Origin of the sequence: Collinsella sp. AM24-1 (assembly GCF_003470325.1) — a bacterium.
Classification (GTDB): domain Bacteria; phylum Actinomycetota; class Coriobacteriia; order Coriobacteriales; family Coriobacteriaceae; genus Collinsella.
In genome coordinates this window covers 15,581-40,697 of the sequence record NZ_QRHM01000011.1, presented here as the reverse complement: position 1 = coordinate 40,697, position 25,117 = coordinate 15,581, and the positions used below count along the sequence as shown (strand labels likewise).

General features: G+C 59.9%; 19 protein-coding genes and 1 other RNA gene. 19 read left to right on the top strand and 1 reads right to left on the bottom strand.

Annotated features, from left to right (window positions below):
* The first annotated feature begins 208 nt into the window (after positions 1 to 208).
* The 13 genes from DW661_RS05780 (at position 209) to DW661_RS05720 (ending at position 19,369) form a co-directional block, all read left to right on the top strand.
* Positions 209 to 1,489: an MFS transporter gene (locus DW661_RS05780; RefSeq protein WP_158568418.1), complete on the top strand. Its 1,281-nt coding sequence runs from the start codon at positions 209 to 211 to the stop codon at positions 1,487 to 1,489.
* A gap of 209 nt (positions 1,490 to 1,698) precedes the next feature.
* Entirely contained in the window at positions 1,699 to 2,520 is an 822-nt protein-coding gene (locus DW661_RS05775) for an HAD family hydrolase (RefSeq protein WP_117775963.1), read from the top strand.
* Positions 2,521 to 3,024: 504 nt separating this feature from the next.
* Positions 3,025 to 6,462 (top strand): Spy0128 family protein, encoded by a 3,438-nt coding sequence (locus DW661_RS05770; protein WP_118934955.1) that lies wholly within the window; start codon positions 3,025 to 3,027, stop codon positions 6,460 to 6,462.
* Positions 6,455 to 8,110 carry a SpaA isopeptide-forming pilin-related protein gene (locus DW661_RS05765; protein WP_158568417.1) on the top strand — a complete coding sequence of 552 codons (1,656 nt, stop codon included), beginning with the start codon at positions 6,455 to 6,457 and terminating at the stop codon, positions 8,108 to 8,110. The genes DW661_RS05770 and DW661_RS05765 overlap by 8 nt, the downstream gene beginning before the upstream one ends.
* 117 nt (positions 8,111 to 8,227) lie before the next feature.
* Complete coding sequence (locus DW661_RS05760; RefSeq protein ID WP_117775967.1) at positions 8,228 to 10,021, top strand: isopeptide-forming domain-containing fimbrial protein; 1,794 nt, start codon at positions 8,228 to 8,230, stop codon at positions 10,019 to 10,021.
* 742 nt (positions 10,022 to 10,763) lie between these two features.
* Positions 10,764 to 11,681 (top strand): class C sortase, encoded by a 918-nt coding sequence (locus DW661_RS05755; protein ID WP_158568416.1) that lies wholly within the window; start codon positions 10,764 to 10,766, stop codon positions 11,679 to 11,681.
* A gap of 303 nt (positions 11,682 to 11,984) precedes the next feature.
* Complete coding sequence (gatC, locus tag DW661_RS05750; protein ID WP_055250987.1) at positions 11,985 to 12,296, top strand: Asp-tRNA(Asn)/Glu-tRNA(Gln) amidotransferase subunit GatC; 312 nt, start codon at positions 11,985 to 11,987, stop codon at positions 12,294 to 12,296.
* The gene (gatA, locus tag DW661_RS05745) at positions 12,296 to 13,810 is read left to right on the top strand and encodes an Asp-tRNA(Asn)/Glu-tRNA(Gln) amidotransferase subunit GatA (RefSeq protein WP_118934952.1); all 1,515 of its coding nucleotides are present in this window, start codon (positions 12,296 to 12,298) and stop codon (positions 13,808 to 13,810) included. The genes gatC and gatA overlap by 1 nt, the downstream gene beginning before the upstream one ends.
* Positions 13,810 to 15,486, top strand: coding sequence for an Asp-tRNA(Asn)/Glu-tRNA(Gln) amidotransferase subunit GatB (gene gatB, locus DW661_RS05740; protein ID WP_118934950.1), 1,677 nt, complete (start codon positions 13,810 to 13,812; stop codon positions 15,484 to 15,486). The genes gatA and gatB overlap by 1 nt, the downstream gene beginning before the upstream one ends.
* Positions 15,487 to 16,025: 539 nt before the next feature.
* Positions 16,026 to 16,271, top strand: a complete 246-nt coding sequence (locus DW661_RS05735) for a DUF6110 family protein (RefSeq protein WP_117640082.1) — start codon at positions 16,026 to 16,028, stop codon at positions 16,269 to 16,271.
* Positions 16,272 to 16,349: 78 nt separating this feature from the next.
* On the top strand, positions 16,350 to 18,365 hold the full coding sequence (locus tag DW661_RS05730; RefSeq protein WP_233547460.1) for a heavy metal translocating P-type ATPase: 2,016 nt from the start codon (positions 16,350 to 16,352) through the stop codon (positions 18,363 to 18,365).
* A gap of 138 nt (positions 18,366 to 18,503) precedes the next feature.
* Positions 18,504 to 18,857 (top strand): hypothetical protein, encoded by a 354-nt coding sequence (locus tag DW661_RS05725; RefSeq protein ID WP_117775974.1) that lies wholly within the window; start codon positions 18,504 to 18,506, stop codon positions 18,855 to 18,857.
* Positions 18,854 to 19,369, top strand: coding sequence for a PIN domain-containing protein (locus tag DW661_RS05720; RefSeq protein WP_118934946.1), 516 nt, complete (start codon positions 18,854 to 18,856; stop codon positions 19,367 to 19,369). Before DW661_RS05725 ends, DW661_RS05720 begins: the two co-directional genes overlap by 4 nt.
* Positions 19,370 to 19,427: 58 nt before the next feature.
* On the opposite strand, the gene DW661_RS05715 is transcribed toward DW661_RS05720, so the two are convergent.
* Positions 19,428 to 19,862, bottom strand: a complete 435-nt coding sequence (locus tag DW661_RS05715) for a hypothetical protein (RefSeq protein ID WP_118260204.1) — start codon at positions 19,860 to 19,862, stop codon at positions 19,428 to 19,430.
* 239 nt (positions 19,863 to 20,101) lie between these two features.
* Here DW661_RS05715 and ssrA point away from each other — a divergent pair.
* From ssrA to DW661_RS05685, 6 genes are all read left to right on the top strand, one after another.
* Positions 20,102 to 20,465: a transfer-messenger RNA gene (ssrA, locus tag DW661_RS05710) on the top strand.
* A 684-nt stretch (positions 20,466 to 21,149) separates the two neighbouring features.
* On the top strand, positions 21,150 to 22,028 hold the full coding sequence (locus tag DW661_RS05705) for a patatin family protein (protein WP_118372929.1): 879 nt from the start codon (positions 21,150 to 21,152) through the stop codon (positions 22,026 to 22,028).
* Positions 22,029 to 22,185: 157 nt separating this feature from the next.
* Positions 22,186 to 22,629, top strand: coding sequence for a 50S ribosomal protein L13 (gene rplM, locus DW661_RS05700; RefSeq protein ID WP_022094635.1), 444 nt, complete (start codon positions 22,186 to 22,188; stop codon positions 22,627 to 22,629).
* A gap of 2 nt (positions 22,630 to 22,631) precedes the next feature.
* A complete protein-coding gene (gene rpsI / locus DW661_RS05695; RefSeq protein WP_118934944.1) occupies positions 22,632 to 23,027 on the top strand; it encodes a 30S ribosomal protein S9 in 396 nt (131 codons plus the stop codon).
* A gap of 123 nt (positions 23,028 to 23,150) precedes the next feature.
* The gene (gene glmM, locus DW661_RS05690; RefSeq protein ID WP_055251011.1) at positions 23,151 to 24,488 is read left to right on the top strand and encodes a phosphoglucosamine mutase; all 1,338 of its coding nucleotides are present in this window, start codon (positions 23,151 to 23,153) and stop codon (positions 24,486 to 24,488) included.
* Between the two features lie 101 nt (positions 24,489 to 24,589).
* A complete protein-coding gene (locus DW661_RS05685; RefSeq protein WP_306421699.1) occupies positions 24,590 to 25,057 on the top strand; it encodes a PTS glucose transporter subunit IIA in 468 nt (155 codons plus the stop codon).
* Positions 25,058 to 25,117: the final 60 nt, after the last annotated feature.

Below are 25,117 nucleotides of genomic sequence, written 5' to 3'. Positions count from 1 at the left end.
TCCACCACAAAGGGGCCAGGCACCTTTGTGGTGGTTTTTGCTTTGGTAGATGTGTGGGACATGCCTTACAATCTACCAAGTAGTTCATGACGGGCGAAAAAAGGAGAGAAGGGTCCTGATGCGTCCTTAATGTTTCATGCGGACTGATTGATTTGATAGACGGTGGCGAATGCCCACCGCCCGTATTCGTATGAAACAAGGAGTCTCCATGCTCGCATCTCTTTTCTCAAAGCCTCAATCGTCGCTGTCCGTGCAGGCCAAGCGCCTGGTGGCAATGCGCTTCCTCATCTACACCGGTTTTCAGACCAGCTACTTTATCGGCGTCATCGGAACGCTCACCTATGCAGACGATGCCTCAGTCGTCGCGACATCGCTGGCCGTCCTGTTCATGAACGTTTTCGTGATCCTGGGATCCTTTGCGGGCGGCGCTGCGCTCGACGCATGGGGTCCGCGCCGCCATTTCTTGCTGAGCATCGTCGGCACGCTCGCAACTGGCACGGCAATCATCGCCTTTGGTAGCGCGACCGGCGTCGTCCTGCTCGGCGCGGTGTTTCTGGGCTTTACGATGGGATTCGCCCAGCCCATCGCCACATCCTATCCGGCTTACCTCACCGACGATCCTGTCGAGCTCAAAGACATCAACTCCGCCATCGCCATGTTTTCAAACGTGAGTATCATCGTTGGTCCCACGCTGGGCGGCTTTGTCGCGGCGGCTGCGTCGTCGCGTGCGGTGTTCGTGCTTATGATGCTCTTTACCGTGCTGGCGTTCGTCGCCGGTTGGGGCTTTAGGCCGCAGACCAGCCATGTCGCCGGGCATGCGGATGCCGATTCGACAGAGGAAGGGGAGCGTGCGGGACAAAGCTCCAACCCCAGCACGTCCGCCCGCGCCACCTTCGCAGCCAGCATCAAGACAGTCTTCACCAACAGCGTCCTCGCGCTACTTTTCTGCATCATTTTTCTTTCGAACTTTGGCTACGGAGCCTTCGATCCGCTCGAGTCGTTTTTCTATCGCGATGTCCTACGCGTCGGCGTTGAGTGGATGGGCTGGCTCTCGTCGGCCTCGGGCGTGGGCGCGGTGCTGGGTGCCGTGCTCGCGCTCCGCTTGCCGCCGCACCTGGTCAACCTTAAAACGCTGCTCGTGGCGCTCATGTCCGTGGGCCTGGGAAGTCTGCTCTATGTGGGGACGCCGTACGTGGGCGTGGCCCTCGTCGGCCAGATCGCCCTGGGCATTGCTTGGGGTGTCGTCAACCCGCTCCACAACACCATTGTGCAAACGACGGCTCCGCTCGAGCAGCTTGGTCGCGTCAATTCGGTCATGGGCTTTGGCAATATGTTCGCTGGCGTGGCCCCTCTGGCAATTGCCCCGTGGCTGGCGGCAACATTTGGCGTACAACGGACACTCGTGGGGGCAGGCATGGTCGTGACGGCGGTCCCTGCGGCGTTGCTGCTGTTTGGTCGCAGGCATTTTGATCGTGCCGCAAGGCAGTAAAACCATCACAACATTCGATGAAAATCGCGATTTTGCCGAAAAACATCGAATGTTGTGATGGTTTGGCCCGCAAACGTCATTTCCACCACAAAGGAGCCAGGCACCTTTGTGGTGGTTTTTGCTTTAACGGGCCGCGCCTGCGCCTTGGTATACCATGTACGCCGTTTGCGAATATACCCCACACCGCCGCACAACCCAGAAAGGCCCCCATGGACACTACCTTCAGCCACATCAAAGCCGTGTTCTGCGATATCGACGGCACACTGCTCACGAGCCAGCACACGGTGTCCCCGCGCACCGTGGCGGCGATCCGCGCCCTGCGCGAGCGCGGTGTGCTCTTTGGCCTGTGCACCGGGCGCGACGCCCACGCGACCGAGGCCATGTACGAGCTCTGGGGCATCGAAGGCCTGGTGGACGTGCTCGTGGGTTGCGGTGGCGCCGAGGTCATCGACCGTGCGCACGACATCAACGAGCTGAGCTATCCGCTGCCGGGCGAGACCATCGCGCGCATCTGCAAGCACATGGCGGACCTTCCGGCAACGCCCGTCTGCCCCCGAGACGGCGTGTTCTACGTGCCCGAGAGCAATGCGTGCGTCGAGCACCTGTCGCGCGTCGACGGCGTGCCCTACCAGGTGGTCGATTTTGCCGAGTTCTTGCGCGGGCCGCAGCCCAAGGTGATGTTTACCATGGCACCCGAGGTAATGCCGCGGGTGATTGAGCGGGCGTCGACGTTTGCCGATGACACTGTTAAGGCGGCAGCTCTGCAAACCACGCAGCGGCTCTACGAATTCAAGGATCCGCGCGTGTCCAAGACTCGCGGCCTTGTGCGCGTGGCGGAGCTCAACGACATGGAGCTCCAGAACATCTGCGTGTTTGGCGATGCCGATAACGACACCTGCATGGTGGCCGACGCCGGCGTGGGCGTTGCCATGGCAAACGGCAGCGCCGCCACCCGCGCCGCCGCCGATTTTGTAACCGCCAGCAACGACAATGACGGCATTGCGGTCTTTATCGAGGAACATCTTCTGTAGCGCCGGGGGAGAGCCACCGCAAAGGGGACAGGCGCCTTTGCGGTGGCCTCAGGCGATTTGGGCGAATTGATGCCTAAAATCTGCGCGAAAATTCAAATTTAGTTGTCTGAACATTACGCTTCTAACCACCGATGGGTTAAAGATATTCTCATCAGTTTGGTAGGGTATTCCTCCCGGTTGATGACCTACCGCTCACTGTCGTTATTCGACCGTTCACAGGATGTTTGCTCTTGAGCAAAAGGTTGTGCAAATAAATAAAATGCTATTAAAAAACTGATAACTAACTTAATTACCAGTAGAAACAGATGTTTTATAGCGAATAAACGAAGGCAAATCTAAACAATTGTCAAGAGAATTAAGAACTTGCACAAAAATGTCGGTTTTGCTGCTCAGATGTTCAAACAATCGTTATAATTGCATCACTTAGCGAGCGCAATTACAGATTGCGCAGATACGTTTGATAGGGAAAGAGCAAGATCGCGGTCTCTTGGGGAGGAGACATCGATGAAAGCGAATTCGGACAAATCTAAGCAGAGTAATAAAGCGACGCGCCGTGTACTGGCAGGCGTTTTGTGCGGAGCCTCCGTGTTGAGCCTGGTACTGTCGCTCGTCATGCCTCCGATCTCGCAGGCCATCGCCAACGATGCCGAGGCGGTTTCTACCGAGGAAACTGTGATGGGGGGGGGTTCCTCAAGTGAGTCTACTGGTATAGACAACAGTACTAACGGGGATGCCGGCACAGACGCCGATAACCAGAACAGCGACGATGCTGCGAGCGACGACGATGCTCGGCCGGAGGAGCAGTCCAAGTACGAGTCGCAGGCGGAAGATAATGATGCGATGGATGTTAACGCTGTCGCGTCAGCCGAGGAGGCTGCAGAGAGCGAAGAGACAACCACAGCTATTACTAACATTACTAACGCCGATGATTTGTCAGCTAAGCTTCAAGGCGTTGGGGAAAACCAAACTGCCTGCTTCGAGCTTACAGCTGATATTGACTATGCTGGTGAAATCAAACTTGAGAAGAGCGGCAGCAATATAACGCTGAACTTAAACGGTCATAAGATCAAGTGCTTGAACACCGACAAGCCGTTATTTGATGTTGCTAACGGCGCAACACTTACAATTAAGGACGAAATTAAGGACTCCGCGCCGGTGACTGAGACGGTCAACGATGTCCAACAGCTGACTGATCAGGGGCAGAAGCTGGATCCCAATAATTATGGCAAGAAAGTCGAGCTAAATTACGTTGGTGGCATTCCGTCTAATCTTACCTACTACGTGACCAAATCGACTCCGAGTGGTACAGGGACAATCGAGACGCTTGTCAGACATAACGTCGATATTAAGGGCGCCATCGTGGCGTGCGACGGCAACACAAATCTAAAGCTCATCAATCTGTATAACAACAACGGCAAGGGTGGCACGTTTAACCTTGTGAGCGGCGTGATCACGCAAAAACAAGGCAGCAGCGTTAGCAGCTTGGTCTATGCCGAGAACGGCTCTACCGTCAACATGCGCGGCGGCTATGTGTGTGGAGCTTCTGGCTCGGGTGCGGGCGGCGGAATTGAAATACACGGTAATTCGACCCTCGAGGTTTCCGGTGGCGTAATTGCCGGCAACAGTGCTCCTAGTGGCGGTGGTGTGTATGCTAAAGACTCCACGGTCAACATAACTAATGGCGTAATCTCCGGCAACAGCACGCTTGCTACTGGTGTTGGTTTCGGCGGCGGCATCATGGCCGAAGGCGGCAGCGTTACTGTTTCTGGTGGCTACATTACTAACAATAAATATGCCAATTACTGTGGTAACGATGGTAATGGCGATCATGGCGGTGCTGGACTTGCCGCTAAAAACGGTACTCATGTCACCATTTCTGGTGGCCAGATTACGGGCAACTATTCTGAGGAAGCTGGCGGTGGCGTCTATGTGACCGACATCGGACACCAAGGGGGGAGAACGGCATGGCTCAACATTACGGGGGGAACTATTGCCTCTAACGTGAGTTTTCGCTCTGAGGGTGCCGGCATTCGCGTGGGCCAGATGGTTGACGCGATGATAAAAGGAGCGTCAAATTCAAATCCAGTCTATATCACTAATAACCACTGCATGTCTCGCTTTGACTGGGGTGGAGGCGGCATCTTCGTCCAGGGCGATTCTAAGGTCGCGTCTAATGCTGGTAGGCTATTTGTCTATAACTCCTATATAAGCAGCAATGAGGCCGGTGGCTACGGTGGCGGCGTTGCGGTTTGCCCGACGGGTAAGACTTTGGTGACAGGCACCGACGGCACGGCGATTTTCGGTAATACTTCTGCCGGAAATGAGCAAAACGCGAACGATTACGAATCCGTGAGTAATACAGGCAATAACGGCACCCCCCATCTTTCCGGCGGTGGTCACGGTAAGGACCAGGACTCCGACGCCTACAATGCCGAAGTGTTTCGCGAAAACGGCCACGCGGACTTCTTCCTTGCGGCGGAGGGTCATACGACTCCGATCGCGGCGGTGATTGGCAAAATGCTTGGCGGCGGCGATGCTAAGTATCGGGGAAGCTTAGAGCTTCAGAAAGCCATTACTGTCCCCGCTAACGGTGGCGTGCAGGTATATAACAGCATCGGCCTGAGTTCGAATGTTAAGGCTCAAGACCCCGAGGCGATCAATGCGCGAAAGGCTGCGCTAGAGGCGGGCGCGACGTTTATCACGGGCAATTATTCCTGGAACCATGGCGGCGGCATCATGTCGAACGGCGACCTGTACATGGGCGCGCCTGAGGACACGTATGTCTATCCGAGCCTCAAGCTCAAGGCGACCAAGAAGCTGGAAGGCCGCAAGCTCAATGATGGGGAGTTCTCCTTTACGGTGTATCGCAAGGATTCAGACGACCCTTTGGCTGGCACGACAGCTGGCACGACATTCAATCGCGACGTTTGCACCGAGGTTGGAACAGCAGCAAATGATGCAGAAGGCAGCATTACGTTTGACCTTGGTGAACAATTCGCATCGAGTGGCGCGGGTAACGAAATCACATACTACTTGGTCGAAGATCCCGGTGGTGATTCTGGCATCACGTACGACTCCAGCGTGTATAAGATTGTGGTGACGGCCGAAGATACCAAGACCTTGCTCATGTCTGTTCCGAGTAAAGAAAACTCAAGCCAACTGAAGGATCTTTACATCCATAACTACACGATTAAAAACGTCGGTGTAACCAAGTACGAATTCCGCGAGTCGTCTGGGAAGTGGGAGAACGTAAAAGCGAGGAGCAAGGTGCAGAAGAGTGGAGACTATTATCCAATTATCTGTGAGGGTGACTCCACGACTTTCACTAACAAGTTCACTCCGTACGACTCGAAGGGCTCCTGGACGCCTATGGCGACTAAGGTCGTTGAGGGTGGCGAGATGAAGGAGTTCACGCTCCAGCTTGCGACCGACACAGATTTTACGGATATCGTTAGCAGCAAGTCCACCACTGCCGACGGCGACAAGTCCCAGACCCTGAGCTTCGACAAGATTGATTACAAACTCGATCAACTCGACCAGCTCGCGTCTGGCCCCACTGGCCGTGGTGCTTCCAAGACCTTCACGTACTACGTGCGCGAGAAAGACGACGGTTCGCTGTTCTCGCACTATACGTACGACAAGTCGGTCTATCAGATTACGGTTAACGCGACTGACGACTCTAACCACCATATCGACGTCACTGCGACCTACAAGCAGATTCAGGATCGTGATGGCAATGAAGTGACCACTGACACGCCCCACGACCTCACCGGCAAGTCCACTCCCACCTTCACCAACACCTACTCCACCTCTTTGCCCCTTTCTGGTATGTCGGGCGTCACTCTGACGTACCTTGCCGGCGCGGCGGTGCTTTGCGCTGCTGCGGCCTGGATGCACATTCGTCGCAAGGCGAATGCGAAGGGAGGTGAGCGTCGTGAATAAGAAAGTTTGCTCCTTCCCGATCTTGTTTGCGCTGCTTGCCCTCCTGATCGGCATCTGCGCGGTTGTGTTCCCCGCATCCGCGCAGGCCGCGCCGACCTCGACCGGTTCCATCACGGTGAGCGGCGCCGTGGCGAGCAACTACGACGCCTACCAGATCTTTAGCGCCAACGTCGTCGACGGCGACGGCGACGCCAAGACCTTTACCGACCTCGCTTGGGCAAGCGACGCCGCGCGCGACGCTGTCCTGCCTGTGCTGCACAGCGCCGGCATGCCCGATTCCCAGACCACCGCGCAGGAAGCTGCCGAGTGGCTCAACACCGATTCCCACCTTACGAGCGCGCTGAGCGCACAGCTCGCTCGTTCCCTCCAGAGCTCTGGCGCCGTGCCCGTGGCCCTTAACGCGGGCACGGCGGCCGAGCTGCCCTGCGGCTACTGGCTCATCGTCGCCAGAGACGACGCCATCGCCCAGGGCGAGGCCGGCACCGTGCCGATCATGGCGCTGGTGGGCGGCAACGCCGTCACCGTCAAGCCCAAGGCCGCGACGCCCAAGGTCGCCAAGCACGTGCTGGAGGACAACACCGCCGCATGGCAGAAGGCCGCCGACGCCACGGTCGCCGACGACCTGTACTGGCGCCTCTCGGCCACGGTTCCCGCGGGCCTTTCCGCCTATGACACCTACGCGGTGCAGTTCGTCGACACCATGAGCGCGGGGCTCGACCCCTCCAAGGTGGCCGCGAGCATGCGTGTGTACGTGGCGGCGGGCGCGGATGGCACCTTCGACGCCGTCTCGAACGGTAAGGACGGGCGCGCCGGCACCGAGCCCGCGCAGGGCTGGACCGACATCACGGCCCAGTGCGCCACCAAGGTGGCGGCGGACGGGACCTTCACCGTGCGCACCGGCGACCTGATCGCCGCGCTCGGCGGGGCCGACGCCTTCGCCGCGGGCGCCCGCGTGGTCGCCGTGTACAACGCGCCGCTCAACAGCGCGTGCAACCGCGGCATCGCGAAGGGCAACCCCAACGAGGTCTATCTGCGCTACCCGCGCTCTCCCTTTGCCGACCAGTCCGGCGATGCCGGCTTCACCCGCACGCCGAGCGACGATGCGTGCGCCTACACTTGGGATCTCGCGCTCACCAAGCGCGGCAGCGACGGCGACAAGCCGCTTGCCGGGGCGGTCCTGAGCATCGCCGACGACCGCGGCCGCACGCTGGCGGCCGACGGCACGTGGGATGCGGAGGGCAAGGCCACCGTCACCACGGGCGAGGACGGCCGTGTGACCGTCTCGGGCGTGGACTCGGGCAAGCTGGAGGTCCGCGAGCTCAAGGCGCCCAAGGGCTACACCGCCTTTGAGGGCACGCGCTCCGTGACGGTCAAGGCTGAGGGCCTGGACGTCGACCAGGTGGCGGCCGCCAAGCCTAAGGTGACCGTATCGGCCGAAAGCCCTCTGCGAGTTGATGCCGCCGATGCCGGGAAGGGTTTAGTCGAGTTGTCGGTGCTTAACACCCCAAGTAACGAAGTGAGTCGAGGCTTTATGCCCTCGACGGGAGATAGAACGTTGGTGTTGGTAACGGCTTTGGCCGTCATCGGAGTAGTGGCTATTGTCGTCGCGCTCGTCATCAAGCGGGGAGGAGGTCGCCATGATAAATAATTGTCCCCCCTGCTCAATGGCGTACTGCCTCCGTAGCGATTAGAGCGCAGGGAAATGAGCCTGCTGACTTTTGGTGATGACGAGAATTAAAGCAACCTCCAAGAAAGAGGTCCCAACATGAAAACAACCAAGAACATCGCACGCCTGGCAGTAACCGCCGGCCTCACCGCAGCCCTGAGCTTCGGCGGAGTGATGGCACCGGTGACCATGGCGTTTGCCGAGGGAACGGGGTCGACCGTCACGTTCGAGGACGCCGATTACGCTGCGTCCACGACCTATAAGGGTATCCAGATCTTCAAGGCAAAGGTCACGACGACCGGTGGGAATACGACGGTGAGTAGCATCGAATGGGCCAGCTCCGAAGCCCAAACTGCTGTCGTAAACGCCATCAAGACAAAGGATGCATCCTACGATAGCAAGAACGCACAGGATGCTGCCGATTGGCTTAGCACCAAATCTGAAGTTACCGGGACCGATTCGAAGGTTGCTAGCGACAACGTTCTCAGTCTAATCGCCGATGGCCTGAAGAGCAGCACCGCCTGGGAGGTGACGAGCGAGGGCAGTGCATCCCTTTCCGGACTCGGCGCCGGCTACTGGCTCTTCCTCACCGCTACTCCCGGTAAGCCTGCTGACAAGTCGACCGATGTGTTCACCTCTCCCGTCTACGCCGTGATCGACGGCGTAGACGCGACGACCGTTACGCCAAAGAAGGGCGTGCCCACTGTCGAGAAGAAGGTCCTCGACGATGCCGACGCCGCCGATGCCACCGACATCAAGGGCTCCAACAAATGGAATGATGTCGCCGATTCCCAGATCGGCCAGGAAGTTAACTACAAGCTGACCGGCACGATCGCCAGCAACTACGCTACCTTTGGCACGTATGCTTACAAGTTCACCGACGGGCTTTCCAATGGCCTTGACTATGTCAAAGGCTCGGTTAAGGTGTACGCGCTGAACGGCGAGACTTACAGCGAGATTGAGTCGAACAATTATACCGTGACGGATGCTGATGCTAGCAACAACAACACGCTGACGGTCGAGTTCAAGACCGGAGACGGCAAGAAGGGCCTCAAGGACGTCGCGAGCGTGACCGCCGACACCAAGATCGTTGTCTTCTACAAGGCAAAGCTCAACGGCAACGCCGTGATCGGCAACGCAGCCGACGGCAACAAGCGCGGCAACCCCAACACCGTCAAGCTCGAGTACTCCAACAACCCGTATGCCGAGGACACGGGCGAGACGATCGAGGATACCGTCGCCGACTTCGCTTTCAGGCTCAACCTCAACAAGGTCGACCAGGGCACCGAGAAGGGCCTTGCGGGCGCCGTCTTCACCATCCAGTCCGCTGATGCGAACACTCAAGACCAGTATATCGCCTCGAAGGACGACCCCACCGCGGGCGTCGTCGCGGGCCAGCTCGTGACCGTTGCCGGCACCACCAGCCTTCCCGGTTACGTGAAGTTCACGTCTGGCGATAATGGCCAGATTGCCGTGAAAGGTCTCGATGAAGGCTCCTACAAGGTGACCGAGGTCCAGGCTCCCAATGAGAATTACACCAAGGCCAACCCCTTCACTTTCACCATCACCGCGACGTATGATGACGCGAGCATGAAGGTGACGGGCCTCACGGCGGCGGTTTCCAAGGCCGACGAGGGCCGCACCGACATCGCCTTCGGTAAGCTCGACGGCAATGACGGAGACAATAAGCTGACCGGTACGGATGGCACCGGCACCAACGCCGCCACCGGTGAGATCACCATCAACGTCGGCAACACCAAGTCCGTCGGCCTCCCGCTGACCGGTCTCAACGGCGTGACCTTCACTTGGATCGCTGGTGGCGCGGTGCTGTGCATCGGCGTGGCGCACCTCATCCGCAGCCGTAAGCAGGCTGAGGAGTCCGAGCAGGAGTAACGCTCACTCACCCATCCCTTTGGCAGGTGGGATGTGATGGCCATGAGACTTGCGGACACTTTTCTCGTCCATCTACGTTCTTGCTTTGCCATTCTCTTTTCGGGGCAGACTCCGCACTGGAGTCTGCCCCGTTCTTTTTGGACAACGCAGCCGGGGCGCCGTTGCTCGCAGGATCGGGCGTATGGTTAGCGAACAGATGTTTGCAAATATTGCGTTTACCAGCTGTAAGTGTGAGTGCTCGCAGTAAAATACCCTTGCGACGCATCCCGTGCGCGGGCGGCCGACGACTCGATCGGAGGTTCCCAAATGCTGAAATTCCTTAACGCGCTCGCCGCCCTCGCGGCGGTTGGCACGTTCGTCATCGCGTTTCTTGACTCGTATGAGGTTCGGTTTAAGGTCCGTAGGCGCACGCGCGGTGCGGACGGTAGAAGGCATTTGCGCCGCAACAAGCGCAAATAAGAATGCCCGGGGTTAGAGGCCCGGGCATTTAACAAAACCAGAAAACTAGGCCGCCCGCGCTCCCAAACATTTACGCGGGGTGCGTCGTTTTCTATTGACATTGTATCCCGAATCGCCCCGCCGATTCGGGATATTTTGAAAACGCAAATGCAGACCCATGCTCGCGCCGCGCAATGCTGTTTAGCTGCGTTGTCTGGCGCATGAGCTCGCAATTCGGCTATTATTTGTTTAGACAACTTGAGTTGTAGAGGAGTGACCGGCGATGGTGCAGGGCGCCAAACATATGAAGAGCAATAACGCTGCGGACAACGGCGGCTCAAGCCCTCAGCCCAAACCTCAACCAAAGCCCAAGCGCCGTCGCAAGCGGCTGCCGCGCTGGGCCGACCGTCTCATCACCATCGTCATCATCCTTATTGGCGTGGGCCTTATGACCTGGCCGTGGATCTTGGACCGGCTCGAGGCCTCGGGCGTGTTCAACCAGATCAGCACCGTGTCCAGCACCGTGGACGCGCTGTCTGCCGAGGAGCGCGAGCGCATCCTGCTCCAGGCGCGCTCCTTTAACGAGCAGCTGGCGGGCGAGGCCACCGAGCTTCCCGCCGACCAGATCGAGCCCTACGCCGAGCAGCTCATCTTTGACCGCGACCCCATGATGAGCTGGGTCGAGATCCCCTCCATCGACGTGAGCATGCCCATCTACCACGGCACGAGCGAGGAAGTCCTTATGGCGGGCGTCGGCCACCTGGAGGGCACGAGCCTGCCGGTGGGCGGTACCTCGACGCATTGCGTGCTTACCGCGCACTCGGGCATGCGCAACCTGAGCATGTTCGACGACATCCATTCGCTGGAGCCCGGCGACCTGGTGCTGCTGCACACCATGAACAAGACGCTCGCCTACAGGATGGTGGACTCCGAGGTGGTGCTGCCCGAGGAGATGGAGTCGCTGACTATCGAGCCGGGTGCCGACAAGGTGACGCTCGTCACTTGCACGCCCTACGGCGTGAACGACCATCGCCTGCTGGTGCACTGCGTGCGCACCAAGTACAACAAGAAGGACGTCGACAAGCAAAAGTCGCTGGCCGGCCGCCACTGGGGCAAGCGCGAGTTTGCCGTGCTCATCGTGGTCGTAGCCATTGTGCTGTTGCTGCTGGACATCGTGATCCACGCGGTCCGCAAACGCCGCAAGGCCAAGGCCTCAGCATAGGGCATTCTCCAGAACCACCACAATGGGGGCAGGCACCTTTGTGGTGGTCGGGACTTCCAAACCATCACAACATTCGATGAAAATCGCGATTTTGGCGAAAAGCGTCGAATGTTGTGATGGTCTTCGTTGTGGACGGCGCGGTTTTCGTTATGGACGGTGCGGTTTTGCTGCAGAACCGCCAGCCCGCCGCCTGCCAACCGCCTCCCTCGTTACGTTTTCGCTGCATTTGGGTAAAGCACCTGCTCCAAGCGGCGTTGCCTTGTATACTAGAGCGGTTTATCTGTTATGCGGAAGGGAGCGCCTATGGCACTCAGCGAGAAAGACGTGCGCGGCATCGCCGAGTACGCAAAGATCGCACTGACCGATGACGAGCTCACCCAGATGACGTCCTACATGAACGACGCCGTCCAGATGCTCGAGCCCGTCCTGCAATATGACTTGCCCGACGTGGAGCCCACGTTCCATCCCATCGGAAGCCTGTCCAACGTGATGGGCGACGACCTGCGCGAGCCCGAACGCGACCTGCCGCTCGACGTCGCGCTGGAAAACGCCGGCAGCGCGCGCGACCGCTACTTCCGCGTGCCGTCCATTTTGGGAGAGGGGGAGAGCGAGTAATGAAGCTCAATCTCGATCGATTCACGGCCGCGCAGCTGGCCGAGCACGTTGCCGCTGGCGATTTCTCCGCCACCGAGGTCGCGCAGGCCTCGCTCGAGGCCATCGAGGCGCGCGAAGGCGGCGTCCAGGCATTTCTGCAGGTAGCGCCCGAGCTCGCGCTTGAGGCCGCTGCCAAAATCGACGCCCGCCGTGCCGCAGGCAAGCCGCTGCCCCCGCTCGCGGGCGTGCCGCTGGCCATCAAGGACAACATGAACCTCGTGGGTACGCGCACCACCTGCGCTTCCCGTATGCTCGAGAACTACCAGAGCGTCTACACCGCCACCTGCGTTCAGCGCATGCTCGATGCAGGCTGCCTGCCCATGGGCAAGGCCAACATGGACGAGTTCGCCTTTGGCAGCTCCACCGAGAGCTCGGCCTTCCACCGCACCAACAACCCTTGGGATACCGAGCGCGTGCCCGGCGGCTCCTCGGGCGGCTCCGCTGCCGCCGTCGCCGCGGGCGAGGTCGCGCTCTCACTGGGCTCGGACACCGGTGGCTCCATTCGCCAGCCGGCGTCGCTGTGCGGCGTGGTGGGCTTTAAGCCCACGTATGGCGCCGTGAGCCGTTACGGCGTTGTGGCCTTTGGCTCGTCGCTCGACCAGGTTGGCCCCTTCGGCCGCACGGTCGAGGATGTCGCGCTTGCCATGAACGCGCTTACCGGCGCGGGCCACGATCCGTATGACTGCACCAGCCAGGATTGCGCCGTCGACTTTACCGAGCATCTCAACGACAGCATCGAGGGCAAGCGCGTGGGCATTATCCCTGCGTTTATGGAGGCCGAGGGCCTGACGCCGGAGGTCAAGGCCGCTGTTGAGCGTGCCGCCCAGGAACTGCAGAACCAGGGTGCCGAGCTGGTCGAGGTCGACCTGCCGCACCTGGACGCCGCCATCGCCGCCTACTATGTCATCGGTCCGGCCGAGGCGTTTTCCAACCTGGCCCGTTTCGATGGCATTCGCTACGGCTATCAGGAGGAGGGTTGCGCCAACCTTTCCGACCAGAGCTCGCTCTCGCGCGCCCACGGCTTTGGCGCCGAGGCCAAGCGCCGTCAGATGCTCGGCGCCTACCTGCTGAGCTCGGGCGTGTACGACAAGTACTACTATGCCGCGCAAAAGGCCCGCACGCTCATCACGCAGGACTACGACGCCGCGTATGCCAAGGTGGACACCATCCTCATGCCCGCTTCGCCGCGCACGGCCTTTAAGTTTGGCGAGATCAGCGACCCCACGCAGATGTACCTGTCCGACCTGTACACCATTTCGCTTAACATTTGCGGCAATGGTGGTATCTCGGTGCCGCTGGGCCTAGGCGAGGACAGCCGCCTGCCCGTTTCTGCCCAGCTGGTGGGGCCCGCCTTTAAGGACCGTCAGCTGCTCACATTTGCCCGCGCCCTGGAGCGCGGCTTTGCCGATGCCGCCACGGGTGCGCCCGCGCTTTCCGTCGCGCCCGATTTTGCCGGGAAGGGAGGCGAGCTGTAATGAAGGAGCTTTCCGAGGTCCTGCAGGATTGGGAGGCCGTGATCGGCCTGGAGATCCATACCGAGCTCACCGCACTCGATACCAAGATGTTCTGCAATTGCAGGCTCAGCCACGATGACGAGCCCAACGCCAACGTGTGCCCGGTGTGCCTGGGCCTACCCGGAGCGCTGCCGGTGCCCAACAAACGCGCCATCGAGAGCATCGTCAAGGCGGGTCTGGCCACCAACTGCGAGATCCAGCGCCACTCGATGTTCTACCGCAAGCACTACTTCTATCCCGATATGGCCAAGAACTTCCAGACCACGCAGGGCCCGGTCGCCTTTGCCATGTACGGTCACCTGGATCTGGACGTGACCGGTCGTGGTGCCGCCGAGCGTCCCGACTGCGCGTTTGGCGAGGCCGAGGCCCAGAGCCTGGCGAGCGCTTCGGCCAACGCTGAGGGCCTGTCCACGTCCATGACGTCGACCATGCGCGAGGGCAATCAGCACGCCGGCCATCTGGCCAGCTATGACGCGTCCAACCTGCAGATGCCCGAGCGTCGCGAGGACGGTTCCTACACGGTGCCCATCCGCATCCTGCGCATCCACATGGAGGAGGACGCCGCCAAGATGGTGCACGTGGGCGGTGCCGAGGGCCGCATTACCGCCGCGGCCGAGTCGCTCGTCGACTACAACCGCTGCGGCACGCCTTTGATTGAGCTCGTGACCGAGCCCGATCTGCGTACGCCCGAGGAGGCGCGCCTGTTTATGGAAAAGCTCCGTCGCATCTTTGTGACGCTGGGTATTTCCGACTGCTCCATGGAGAAGGGCTCCATGCGCTGCGACGGCAACGTGAGCCTGCGTCGCCGCGGCGAGACCAAGCTGGGCACCAAGACCGAGCTCAAGAACCTCAACTCGTTTAAGAGCCTGCATGACGGCCTTGCCTACGAGATTTGCCGTCAGGCCGAGGTGCTCGAGGAGGGCGGCATCATCTATCAGGAGACCCGCCACTGGGAGCCCAGCCGCAAGCGCACCGTGGTCATGCGCGTCAAGGAGACGGCAGACGACTATCGTCTGTTCCCCGACCCCGACCTGGCGCCGTTCGATCTGGATGACGAGTTCATCGACCGCTGCCGCGGCGAGATTCCCGAGCTGCCCGATGCCAAGCGCGCCCGCTTTGAGGCCGATTTTGGCATTAAGACGGCCGACGCCGAGCAGATTGCAGGCGACCCCGAGTTTGCCGACTTCTTTGAGGTCGCTGCTGCCGGTATGGCTGGCAAAGAGGCCCAGACGGTCGCAAACCTGCTGGTCAACGAGATGATCGCCTACCTTAAGGGCGCGGGCGTGTCGCTCGCCGAGTCCGGCATCGCGCCGGCTCAGGTGGCGGCACTCGCCAAGCTGCTGGCGACCGATGCCATCAGCTCCAACCAGGCGCACGAGGTTTTTGAGGCCATGGCCCAGACCGGCGACGACCCCAACAAGATCGTCGACGAGCGCGGTATGCGTCAGGTGAGCGATGCCGGCGCGCTGCAGCCGATCGTGGACGAGGTGCTGGCTAACTGTGCCGAGCAGGCGCAGCAGTACCGCGACGGCAACCAGAAGGTCATCGGCTTTTTGGTGGGCCAGTGCATGAAGGCGAGCCGCGGTAAGGGCAACCCGAAGCTCTTCAACGAGTTGCTGAGAACGTCGCTCTCGTAAACGGGAACCCGGGAGCCCCGGCAGGGCGGGTGCTTCCTCAAAATTTCAAACAGTCCTGCGCAAGACGAAGGCCACATTAAGTGGCCTTCTTTGCGTGCGGAACTCATTTTGAGCAAGCACCCGCCCCGCCGGGGCTTCCGGGTTCCGCAACGACTCGGCCGTTCGGGTCAGGTGGGCTGGATTGAATAGAGTGAATGGGCGCGCTGTTGGCGCGCCCATTGTTTTGAAGGGAACTCATTTTGAGCAAGCGCCCACCCTGCCGGGGCTCCCGGGTTCTGCAATGACTCGGCCGTTCGGGTCAGGTAGGCTGAATGGAATTTGGTGAATGAGGGCGCCGTTGGCGCCCTCATTTTTTGTGGATGTGAAGCAGGGGCGGTCCCTTGGTCACATCGCGCCCCAAGATTTCCAAAAAGTTAACCTTTGTTGACCTCAATAGTTAGATAAACTAAACTATTTTCCAAAAGTGTGCTCGAGCAAACTTATTTACTCGGGTGCTGAGGCACCGTGCCGCGTCCAATGCGGCAAAAGGGAGAAGCAACATGAAGAAGTCGACGTTTAACACCCTGCTTGTCGGTGGCGGTTTTCTGCTTGGTACGGCTGGCATCAAGCTGCTCACCAGCGCTCCGGTAAAGAATGCCTGCGTGCAGGGTATTGCGTGCGGCATGCGCATCAAGAATGGCTACCAGGACATGGTCGAGCAGGCCAAGGCCGAGGTCGACGATATGGTTGCCGAGGCTGCCTATCTCACCCAGAGCGAGGCCGCTGCGGACAAGGCAGCCGAGTAGCACTCCCAGGCACAAACTATGAGATTCTCGATTATCAGCGAGATCCCCGGCAGGACCCGTCTTCAGTTGGCGGGTCCTGTGCCAGAGAGCGATCTCGATGCGCTTCTTAAGCTCGGCGGCGACATCGACGGCGTGCACAAAGTGCGCGTCTACGGCCGTATTGGCCAGATGGCGCTCGAATATGACGAGCCGCACCGCGATGCCGTGCTGGCCGCCGTCGGTGCGCTCGATGTCCAGGCCATCGCTGACGCAAAGACGGGTTACGTGATGCAGCTTGAGCCACGCAAGCACAAGCTCGTTATGGATCTTGCCACACTCATCGGCGCCCACTATGCGCGCCGATGGTTTTTGCCCACGCCCCTGCGTGCGGTGTTTGTCGTAGCCGGTTACATGACCTTTTTGCGCGCCGCCCTTCATGAGCTGGCGCAGCCACGCCTGACCGTTCCTGTGCTCGACGCTTCGGCCATCGGCATTTCGTTCGTCAAACGCGACGTCGACACCGCGGGCCAGACGATGTTCCTGCTCAACGTGGGCGAGCTGCTCGAGGACTACACCCGCGCCATGAGCGAAAACGAGCTCATCAACTCGCTGCTCGACGTGCCCGACAAGGCGCAAAAGGTTGTCGGCGACACCGAGGTGAGCGTTCCCGCCACCGAGCTTGAGCCCGGCGATCTGGTCGCCGTGCGTACTGGCATGTCCATTTGTATCGATGGTGTTGTTGAGCAGGGGAGCGCTATGGTCAACCAGGCGACCCTGACCGGCGAGCCGCTTGCCGTCGAGCGCAGCGAAGGCGACGACGTGTTCGCCGGAACCGTCGTGGAAGACGGTAGCATCTTGGTGCGCGTGCGCGCCAACACGGCTCAGACCAAGCTCCGCTCAATCGTTTCGCTCGTGCAGGCGGCCGACTCGCTCAAGTCCGAGGGCCAGTCGCACATGGAAGACCTCGCCAACAAGATCGTCCCGTGGAACTTCCTGCTCGCGGGCTTGGTTGCGTTCACCACGCGAAGCCTCATCAAGACCTCGGCGGCGCTGATGGTCGACTACTCGTGCGCACTCAAGCTCACGGGTTCCGTTGCCGTCATGACCGCTATGAGCGATGCTGCCAAGATGGGCGTCATGGTCAAGGGCGCGAAGTACTTTGAGTCGTTTGCCAAGGCCGATACCATTGTCTTTGATAAGACCGGCACGCTCACCGAGGCGCAGCCGCGTCTTACCTGTGTGCTCACCACCGATGGCTGGAGCGAGGACGAGATCCTGCGCCTTTCCGCTTGCTTGGAGGAACATTTTCCGCATCCGGTGGCGCGTGCCGTGGTCAATGCGGCACGTGAGCGCGGGCTCGAGCACCGCGAGCGCCATGCTGCCGTCGAGTACATCGTGGCGCACGGCATCGCTTCGTCCATCGAAGGGCGTCGCGCCATCATCGGCTCGGCACACTTTGTGTTTGAGGACGAGAGCGCGCAGCTCGATTCCGACATTAAGGAGCAAATCGAGTCCCAGATGCAGGCCCTGTCGCCGCTGTATCTGGCGGTCGACGGCACCGTTGTGGGCGTGCTCGGTATCGAGGACCCGCTTAAGCCCGGGGTCCGCGAGGCCATCGCCGACCTGCATGCGCTGGGCGTCAAGCATGTCGTTATGCTCACGGGCGATTCCGAGCGCACGGCCGAGCGCATTGCGCGAGAGGCAGGGGTTGACGAGTTTAAGGCCGAGCTGCTGCCCGAGGACAAGTACGCGTATGTAAAGCGCATTAAGGGCGAGGGGCGCCACGTTGCCATGGTGGGCGACGGCGTTAACGATTCGCCGGCACTCGGTTTGGCTGACGTGGGCCTGGCGATGGGTGGCGGAAGCGACATTGCCAAGGAGGTCGCAGACATCATCCTGACCGACACGGATCTGGCCGCGATCGTGCGCCTGCGCCGCATGAGCCAGGGCCTCGTTGATCGTTTGACGAGCTCCTATTCTAAGGTGATGCTCACCAACTCAGCGCTCCTGGCGCTGGGCATTACCGGCGCGATTACCCCGCAGGCGTCGTCGCTGCTGCACAATGGCTCGACGATTGCCTACAGCCTGAGCAACGCGAAGGCATATCTGCGCTAGCGCTTTTACTTGAGTTTATGGCCTGCATTTGGACGGTGTTGCATCTGTCGGAATGCAGGCCTTTTGCGTTTGACCATGTGCTAGCAGCAATATATAGTGATGCTAGCAAAGATAGCAGAAGTCGAAGGTGAGGTTGAGATGGGTGCTGTTGGCAGCATGGCGCAGGTGAATGTTCGCGTCGATCGTCAGGTCAAGGACCATGCGGAGGAAGCGTTGCGGCTTTCGGGCGCCTCACTGCCCGAGCTCATCAAAAAGGTGGTGGCCAAGGTCGCGCAGGGTGGCGGGCAGTGCGAGGAAGTGCTTGCGGCCGTCGACGACCGGCAACAGGCCGTCGTGCCCGATACTCCGTTCGCCGCGTCGTGGGCAGCGGCAGACCGGCTTTACGCGGACCTGGGCATTGCTACGTCGCCCGTATCCGACGATCGCGATTGGGACACAATCTATTCCGAAGCCATGGACGAGCGCTATCGCCAAAAGGGGATGATCCTGTGAGCGGGGCTCCCCTCAAGATCATGGTGGACGCCAACGTATGGGTTGATTCATTTTGCGTCGACCATGCCGAGTCGCTTGCCGCGCGTGCGTTTATCGGACGGGCTGCGGAATCTGGCGCAACGTTGCTCTTTCCGGTGCATATCGCCAAGGATGTACTGTATGTTGTCCAGCACGAGCTCAAGCGCAGGGTTATTGCTAAAAAAGGCTCGGTCGACGAAGCATCGGCACGAGCGATAGGCGATGCGGCGCTGGCGTTTGTTCGAAATATGACCGAAAGCGCCACCGCCGTGGGCGCAGACGCATCCGATTTGTGGTTGGCCGATAAGTATCTAACGCTTCATCATGATTACGAGGATAATTTGGTGTTGGCGGCATGCAGACGCGCTGGGGCAGATTACTTGGTAACTAACGATCGCAAACTGCTCGAACATGCCGATCTTGCAGCAAAGACACCTCGTCAAATGATGCCGATTCTTACTTTGGCCGAACGCGGCGGCGCGGCTATCGGTTGACGCGAACTGTTTGCGGGCCTCTTGGACGACGATGCGCCAAGGGACCCGCGCCTGCTATTTACAAAAGCTCGGCCTTAATGGCGGGACTTTCTGCGAGCTGTTCGGCTGCCTTTTCGTCGGAGCTGTCGAGTGCTGCCAGGCTGCGGTAGACCCACTCGTTGACCTGGGTGTTCTTGACGCCTGCGGTCTGCATGAGGGCACCTACCTCGCGGATTGCTGCGAGCAGATCGGCTTTGGGGCCCGCGAGCTCGACCTCGATGCCGTGGTAGGCGGTCACGCCACGGTTCTCGCTCACGTGGTCGATAAAGCCCTCGACGGTCTCAAGCTGCTGGGCAAGAGCGGCATCATCGGCAGCGTCCAGCGCGACGAGTGCGTTCGATACCGTGAGGGCGGGATGTCCGCAGGGGACAAAGCCTTCGATGACATCCATAGCTTCGGTAATGGTTGAGCCCAGGCCTGCGAGGGCATTGACGAGTTGCTGCTTGGTATCCATAACGGTCCTTTCGACGGGTCAATTTTGCTTGGCGAAAATATACGTGACGCGATCGGTAGCAAAAGTGCGAAGTGCGGCGCACATTGGGGTCTTCACAGCTCGTGCATAGAACAGCTGTCCGCTTTCAGAACGTGGTAAGATAACACTCCACAAGCGGGGCTCGCCCCGTATGTTCCTTGAAAAGTCGACGGTTATCGGGTGTTTGCAGGCCCGATACCATCCAGACTTTCCCAACATTCGGGGGCGACTGGTTTCGACACGATAGCTCTGAGAGAGGAAGCAAGCCGAGGTCTCCTCGCCTCGTTAAACAGGGGTACCGTCAAATTGAATTGACAACAACTCTTCTTTTGAGCCTATGGCTCTCGCTGCTTAATTTATAGCGGCGCGTCAACCCGGTGATTTCCCCGACACCGGCGCGACGTCATGTTAGGGGAATGCTCCTGCGCACGTAATCGGTATGGCGCGGGCTAAGATCGAACCGGTTAGGACGTCGCGAGCGTGTCGCTGCGCGCAAAGCGTCCGAGACAAAACCAGCGACTGAGCTTGGAGATGCCAATCAGGGGGCTTTCGTGGACCGGAGTTCGATTCTCCGCGCCTCCACCATAAGTAACAGACAGGTAGATATTCGTATCTACCTGTCTGTTTATTTCTAGTCCGTACCGCGGAGAATCGAACTCTGTGAAGGGCGCGAGCGTTAAGCAAACGCGAAGCGTTTGTAGCGAGCGGGCGAGGACGCCGGCAGGCGGCCGAAGCCGGTGCGGATTTGCGAAGCAAATACGCGGATTCTCCGCGCAATGCCCCAGCCAGATATCGATGCGATGTCGATTAGCTCCGGCGACCCATGCCCCGCCTCAACGCAAGCCCCGTACCGCGGAGAATCGAACTCTGTGCAGGGCGCGAGCGTAAAGAAAAAGCCTCAGTGACGCAGAGTGGGACGCGCTTTCCCAGCGGTCGTCCAACGGAAACTGTGTCCCAGAATATCGGCTCAGAATGGGATGCATTTTCCGAATGGGTTGTTGGCGGAAAGTTCATCCCGGAATCCGCGCTCAGACTGGGACGTAGTTTCCGGATGACGCCTCAAGTGGAAACTACATCCCGAAATCTAAGCTCGGAATGGGATTCATTTTCCGGTTGGCGGGCTCAGCGGAAACTGCGACCCGGAATTTGCTCTGAGACCGGGACGCGCTTTCCCGCCGACCGCCCCGTCCTTCTCAACTCCAAAACCTGCGCGCTCTCCTCTGCAAAACTGGGTAGAAGAAAGCCAAAACGCAACGGTAGGAGGTCATCATGACTATAGAAGATAAGGCGAAAAATGCTGGCAAGGTCGCGCTCGTCCTGGAGGGCGGTAGTTTTCGCGGGCAGTTTACCGCGGGCGTGCTCGACGTCCTCATGGAGGCCGGTGTCGAGATTCCGGCGGTATATGGCGTATCGGCCGGCGCTCTCAACGGCGTGAACTACAAGTCGCACCAGATCGGCCGTGCCAACCGCATCAACCTGGCTTTCTGCAACGACAACCGCTTCATGGGCGCCGCATCGTTTGCGTCCACGGGTTCCATCGTCGGCTACGACTTTATTTTCAACGACGTGCAGGATCGCCTAGACCCCTTCGATAACGAGACCTTCGACGCGAGCCCCATCGAAATGTATGCTGTCGCGACGGACATGTTATTCGGCACCGCTGCCTACCTGCCCGTCAAAAACGCCATGCTCGATATCGATTGCGTGCGTGCCTCGACCTCGTTGCCGCTGGTGACGCCGCCGGTCGAGATTGACGGGCACAAATACGTCGACGGCGGCGTAGCCGATTCGGTTCCTATCGAGCATGTGCTGGAGGAGGCCGGCTTCGAGCGCGCGGTTGTCATTGTCACGCAGGACCGCTCGTACGAGAAAAAGCCCTACGAGTTTATGCCTGCCGCGCGCGCCCGCTATGCCGACTACCCCTACCTGCTCGAGGCTATCGAGACGCGCCACGACCGCTATAACCTCCAGCGCATGCACCTGTGGAAGTATGAGCGCGAGGGCCGCGCGCTGGTCATCGCTCCGCAAAAGCCGGTCGAGGTCGGCCATGTCGAGCATGATCCGGCCAAGCTTCTCGACCTGTATATCCAGGGCCGCCAGGAGGCAAAGCGCTTGCTGGGAGATATCGAGGCATTTGTCGAGCGCTAGCGCTGCAACGTCACGGCTCGTGGATGACATGTGCAGAAACTCTGGTCGGAGCCAAAATACCTGTTGACTCGTACGGCGAGCGGGGTAATATGGACGGGTTACTTGCAGAGCCCCGTGAATCTCTGTAACAACACGTACTGTACATGGAGGAGTCTAAGTGATTTCGAAATCGACTCACTACGCCAAGCAGGGCGAGGTCCAGCGCAACTGGGTTCTCGTCGACGCCGATGGTGCTGTCCTGGGCCGTCTTGCCACCCAGATCGCAATGATCCTGCGCGGTAAGAACAAGCCCCAGTTCACGCCCAACAGCGACTGCGGCGACTTCGTTGTCGTCATCAACGCCGATAAGGTCCAGCTTACCGGTAACAAGGCCGACACGAAGACCTATTATCGCCACAGCGGCTACAACGGCGGCCTCAAGGCTGAGAGCTTCCGCCAGGCTATGGAGAAGCACCCGGAGAAGGTCATCGAGCGCGCCGTTCGCGGTATGCTGCCCAAGACCACCCTCGGCCGTGCCCAGATGACCAAGCTTAAGGTCTACGCTGGTGCCGAGCATCCGCACGCTGCCCAGAACCCCACGAAGATTGAGCTGGAGGCTTAAAGATGGCTGAGAACACCGTTGTCTACCAGGGTACCGGCCGTCGTAAGAACGCCGTCGCCCGCGTCCGTCTCGTCCCCGGCACCGGCAAGGTGACCATCAACAAGCGTGACGCCGAGCAGTATTTCGGCCGTCATCAGCTCGTTGAGAACGCCCTTGCTCCCTTCAAGGTGACCGACACCGCCGGTCAGTTCGACGTCATCGCTCTGTGCGATGGCGGCGGCATCTCCGGTCAGTCCGGCGCTCTGCGCCTGGGCATCGCCCGCGCTCTTCTGAACGCTGGCGACTACCGTGCTGACCTCAAGAAGGCCGGTTTCCTTATGCGCGATGCTCGCGTGGTCGAGCGCAAGAAGTACGGCCTCAAGAAGGCCCGCCGCGCTCCCCAGTTCTCCAAGCGCTAAGGTTTTATCTCCTTTCGAGATACAATGTACAAGCGGGGCCTGCCGATTCCTCGGCGGGTCCCGCTTTTCTTTTTCGACTAGGGTGGGCGGTTGCATATCGCCTGCTAGGGAAGGAGCGATCCTATGCCCCAGAACATCTTCGGTACCGACGGCGTCCGTGGCGTCGCCAATGCCGACCTTTCGTGCGACCTCGCGTTTCGCCTGGGCCGCGCGGCGACCAAGTTCCTTGGTCCGGATATCTGCGTCGGCCGCGACACGCGTCTTTCGGGTACTATGCTCGAGAGCGCTCTGACCGCCGGCATCATGGCCGAGGGCGGTCGTCCGCACTGCTGCGGCGTCATCCCCACGCCTGCCGTGGCGCTGCTCACCGTCCAGAATGAGCTCGACGGCGGCATCGTCATCTCTGCTTCGCATAATCCGCCGGAGTTCAACGGCATCAAGTTCTTTAGCCGCAAGGGCATGAAGCTTCCCGATGCGGTCGAGGAAGAGATCAGCGCCTGGGTCATGTCCGAGGAAGCCATGGCTGCCGACACGCTGCCGACCGGTGCCGGCGTGGGCCACATCATCAAGATGAAGGACGCTCGCAAGGCATACGTCGACCACGCCATCGATACGCTTGATGGCCTGAGGCTCGATGGCCTGGTGGTTGCCGTCGACTGCGGTCACGGTGCTTCCTGCCAGACCACGCCTGCCGCGCTGCAGCGCCTGGGTGCCACGGTCCATGCCATCAACACCGATTACTGCGGCACCGACATCAATGTCGAGTGCGGCTCTACGCACCTCGAGCCCCTGCGCGAGCTCGTGCTGCGCACCCATGCTGACATCGGTCTGGCCCACGACGGCGACGCCGACCGCGTACTGTTCGTGGACAGCGAGGGCAATGAGATCGACGGCGACTACATCCTGGCTATCTGCGGTTCTGACCTCGCCGCCCGCGGCAAGCTCGCCAACTCCGAGATCGTCTCGACCGTCATGTGCAACCTTGGCTTCTCCATCGCTATGAAGGAGCAGGGCTTCGAGATGGTTCAGACCGCTGTGGGCGACCGCTACGTTTTGGAGCGTATGCTTGCGGACGGTGCCGTCATCGGCGGCGAACAGTCCGGCCACATCATCTTCCTGGAGCACAACACCACCGGTGACGGCCTGGTGACGGCTCTTCAGCTGCTGGCCGTGCTTAAGCGCACCGGTCGCACCCTCACCGATCTTGCCGGCATCATGAAGAAGTACCCGCAGGTACTCGTCAACGTGCATTCCGACAACAAGGCTGGTCTGGACGATTGCCAGCCCATCTGGGATGCCGTCGCTGCTGCCGAGAAGGAGCTTGACGGCCGCGGCCGCATTCTGGTGCGCCCGAGCGGTACCGAGCCGCTGGTCCGCGTTATGGCCGAGGCCGAGACGCACGAGCTGACCCAGCGCGTTGTTGACGACATCGTCGAGGTTGTCAAGCGCGAACTTCCCTAATGGTCAAAAACGAGTGCCAAGTGGTAAACTGTTAAGGCTATTTTGGTCGATTGGTATGTCCGAGGGGGAGCATGTTCACTAAAGTCCTAAGGTCTTTTGGTATGCGTGGTCGAGTCCTTACGCTGGATGCTCCCATCTCGGGCGACGTCATTCCGTTGTCCGAGGTAAACGACCAGACATTTGCCACCGGGCTTTTGGGCCAGGGCGTGGCGATTCAGCCTACCGGCACGCGTGTGATTGCACCGGCTGATGCCAAGGTCGAGGCCATTTTTCCCACGGGACACGCTGTTGCGCTTAACACGGTCGATGGCTTGGACGTGCTCATCCACGTTGGTTTGGACACTGTTCAGCTTGAGGGCAAGCACTTTACCGTACATGCGCAAGTGGGTGACATCGTCCATAAGGGCGATGTGCTCATTGAGTTCGATCGCGAGGCAATTGCTGCTGAGGGCTACGATGTGACGGTTCCCATCTTAGTGTGCAACTCCGTTGAGTTCTCGAGCATCAAGGGCTCCGTTGGCGTGCATGTCGAAGAGATGGACCAGCTCATCGTTGCTCGCGAGCGCTAGCAAGTGCACGTGGCCATTAGCCTACAATTCAAACACGTTTACGGAGGGCGCACTTGAAAG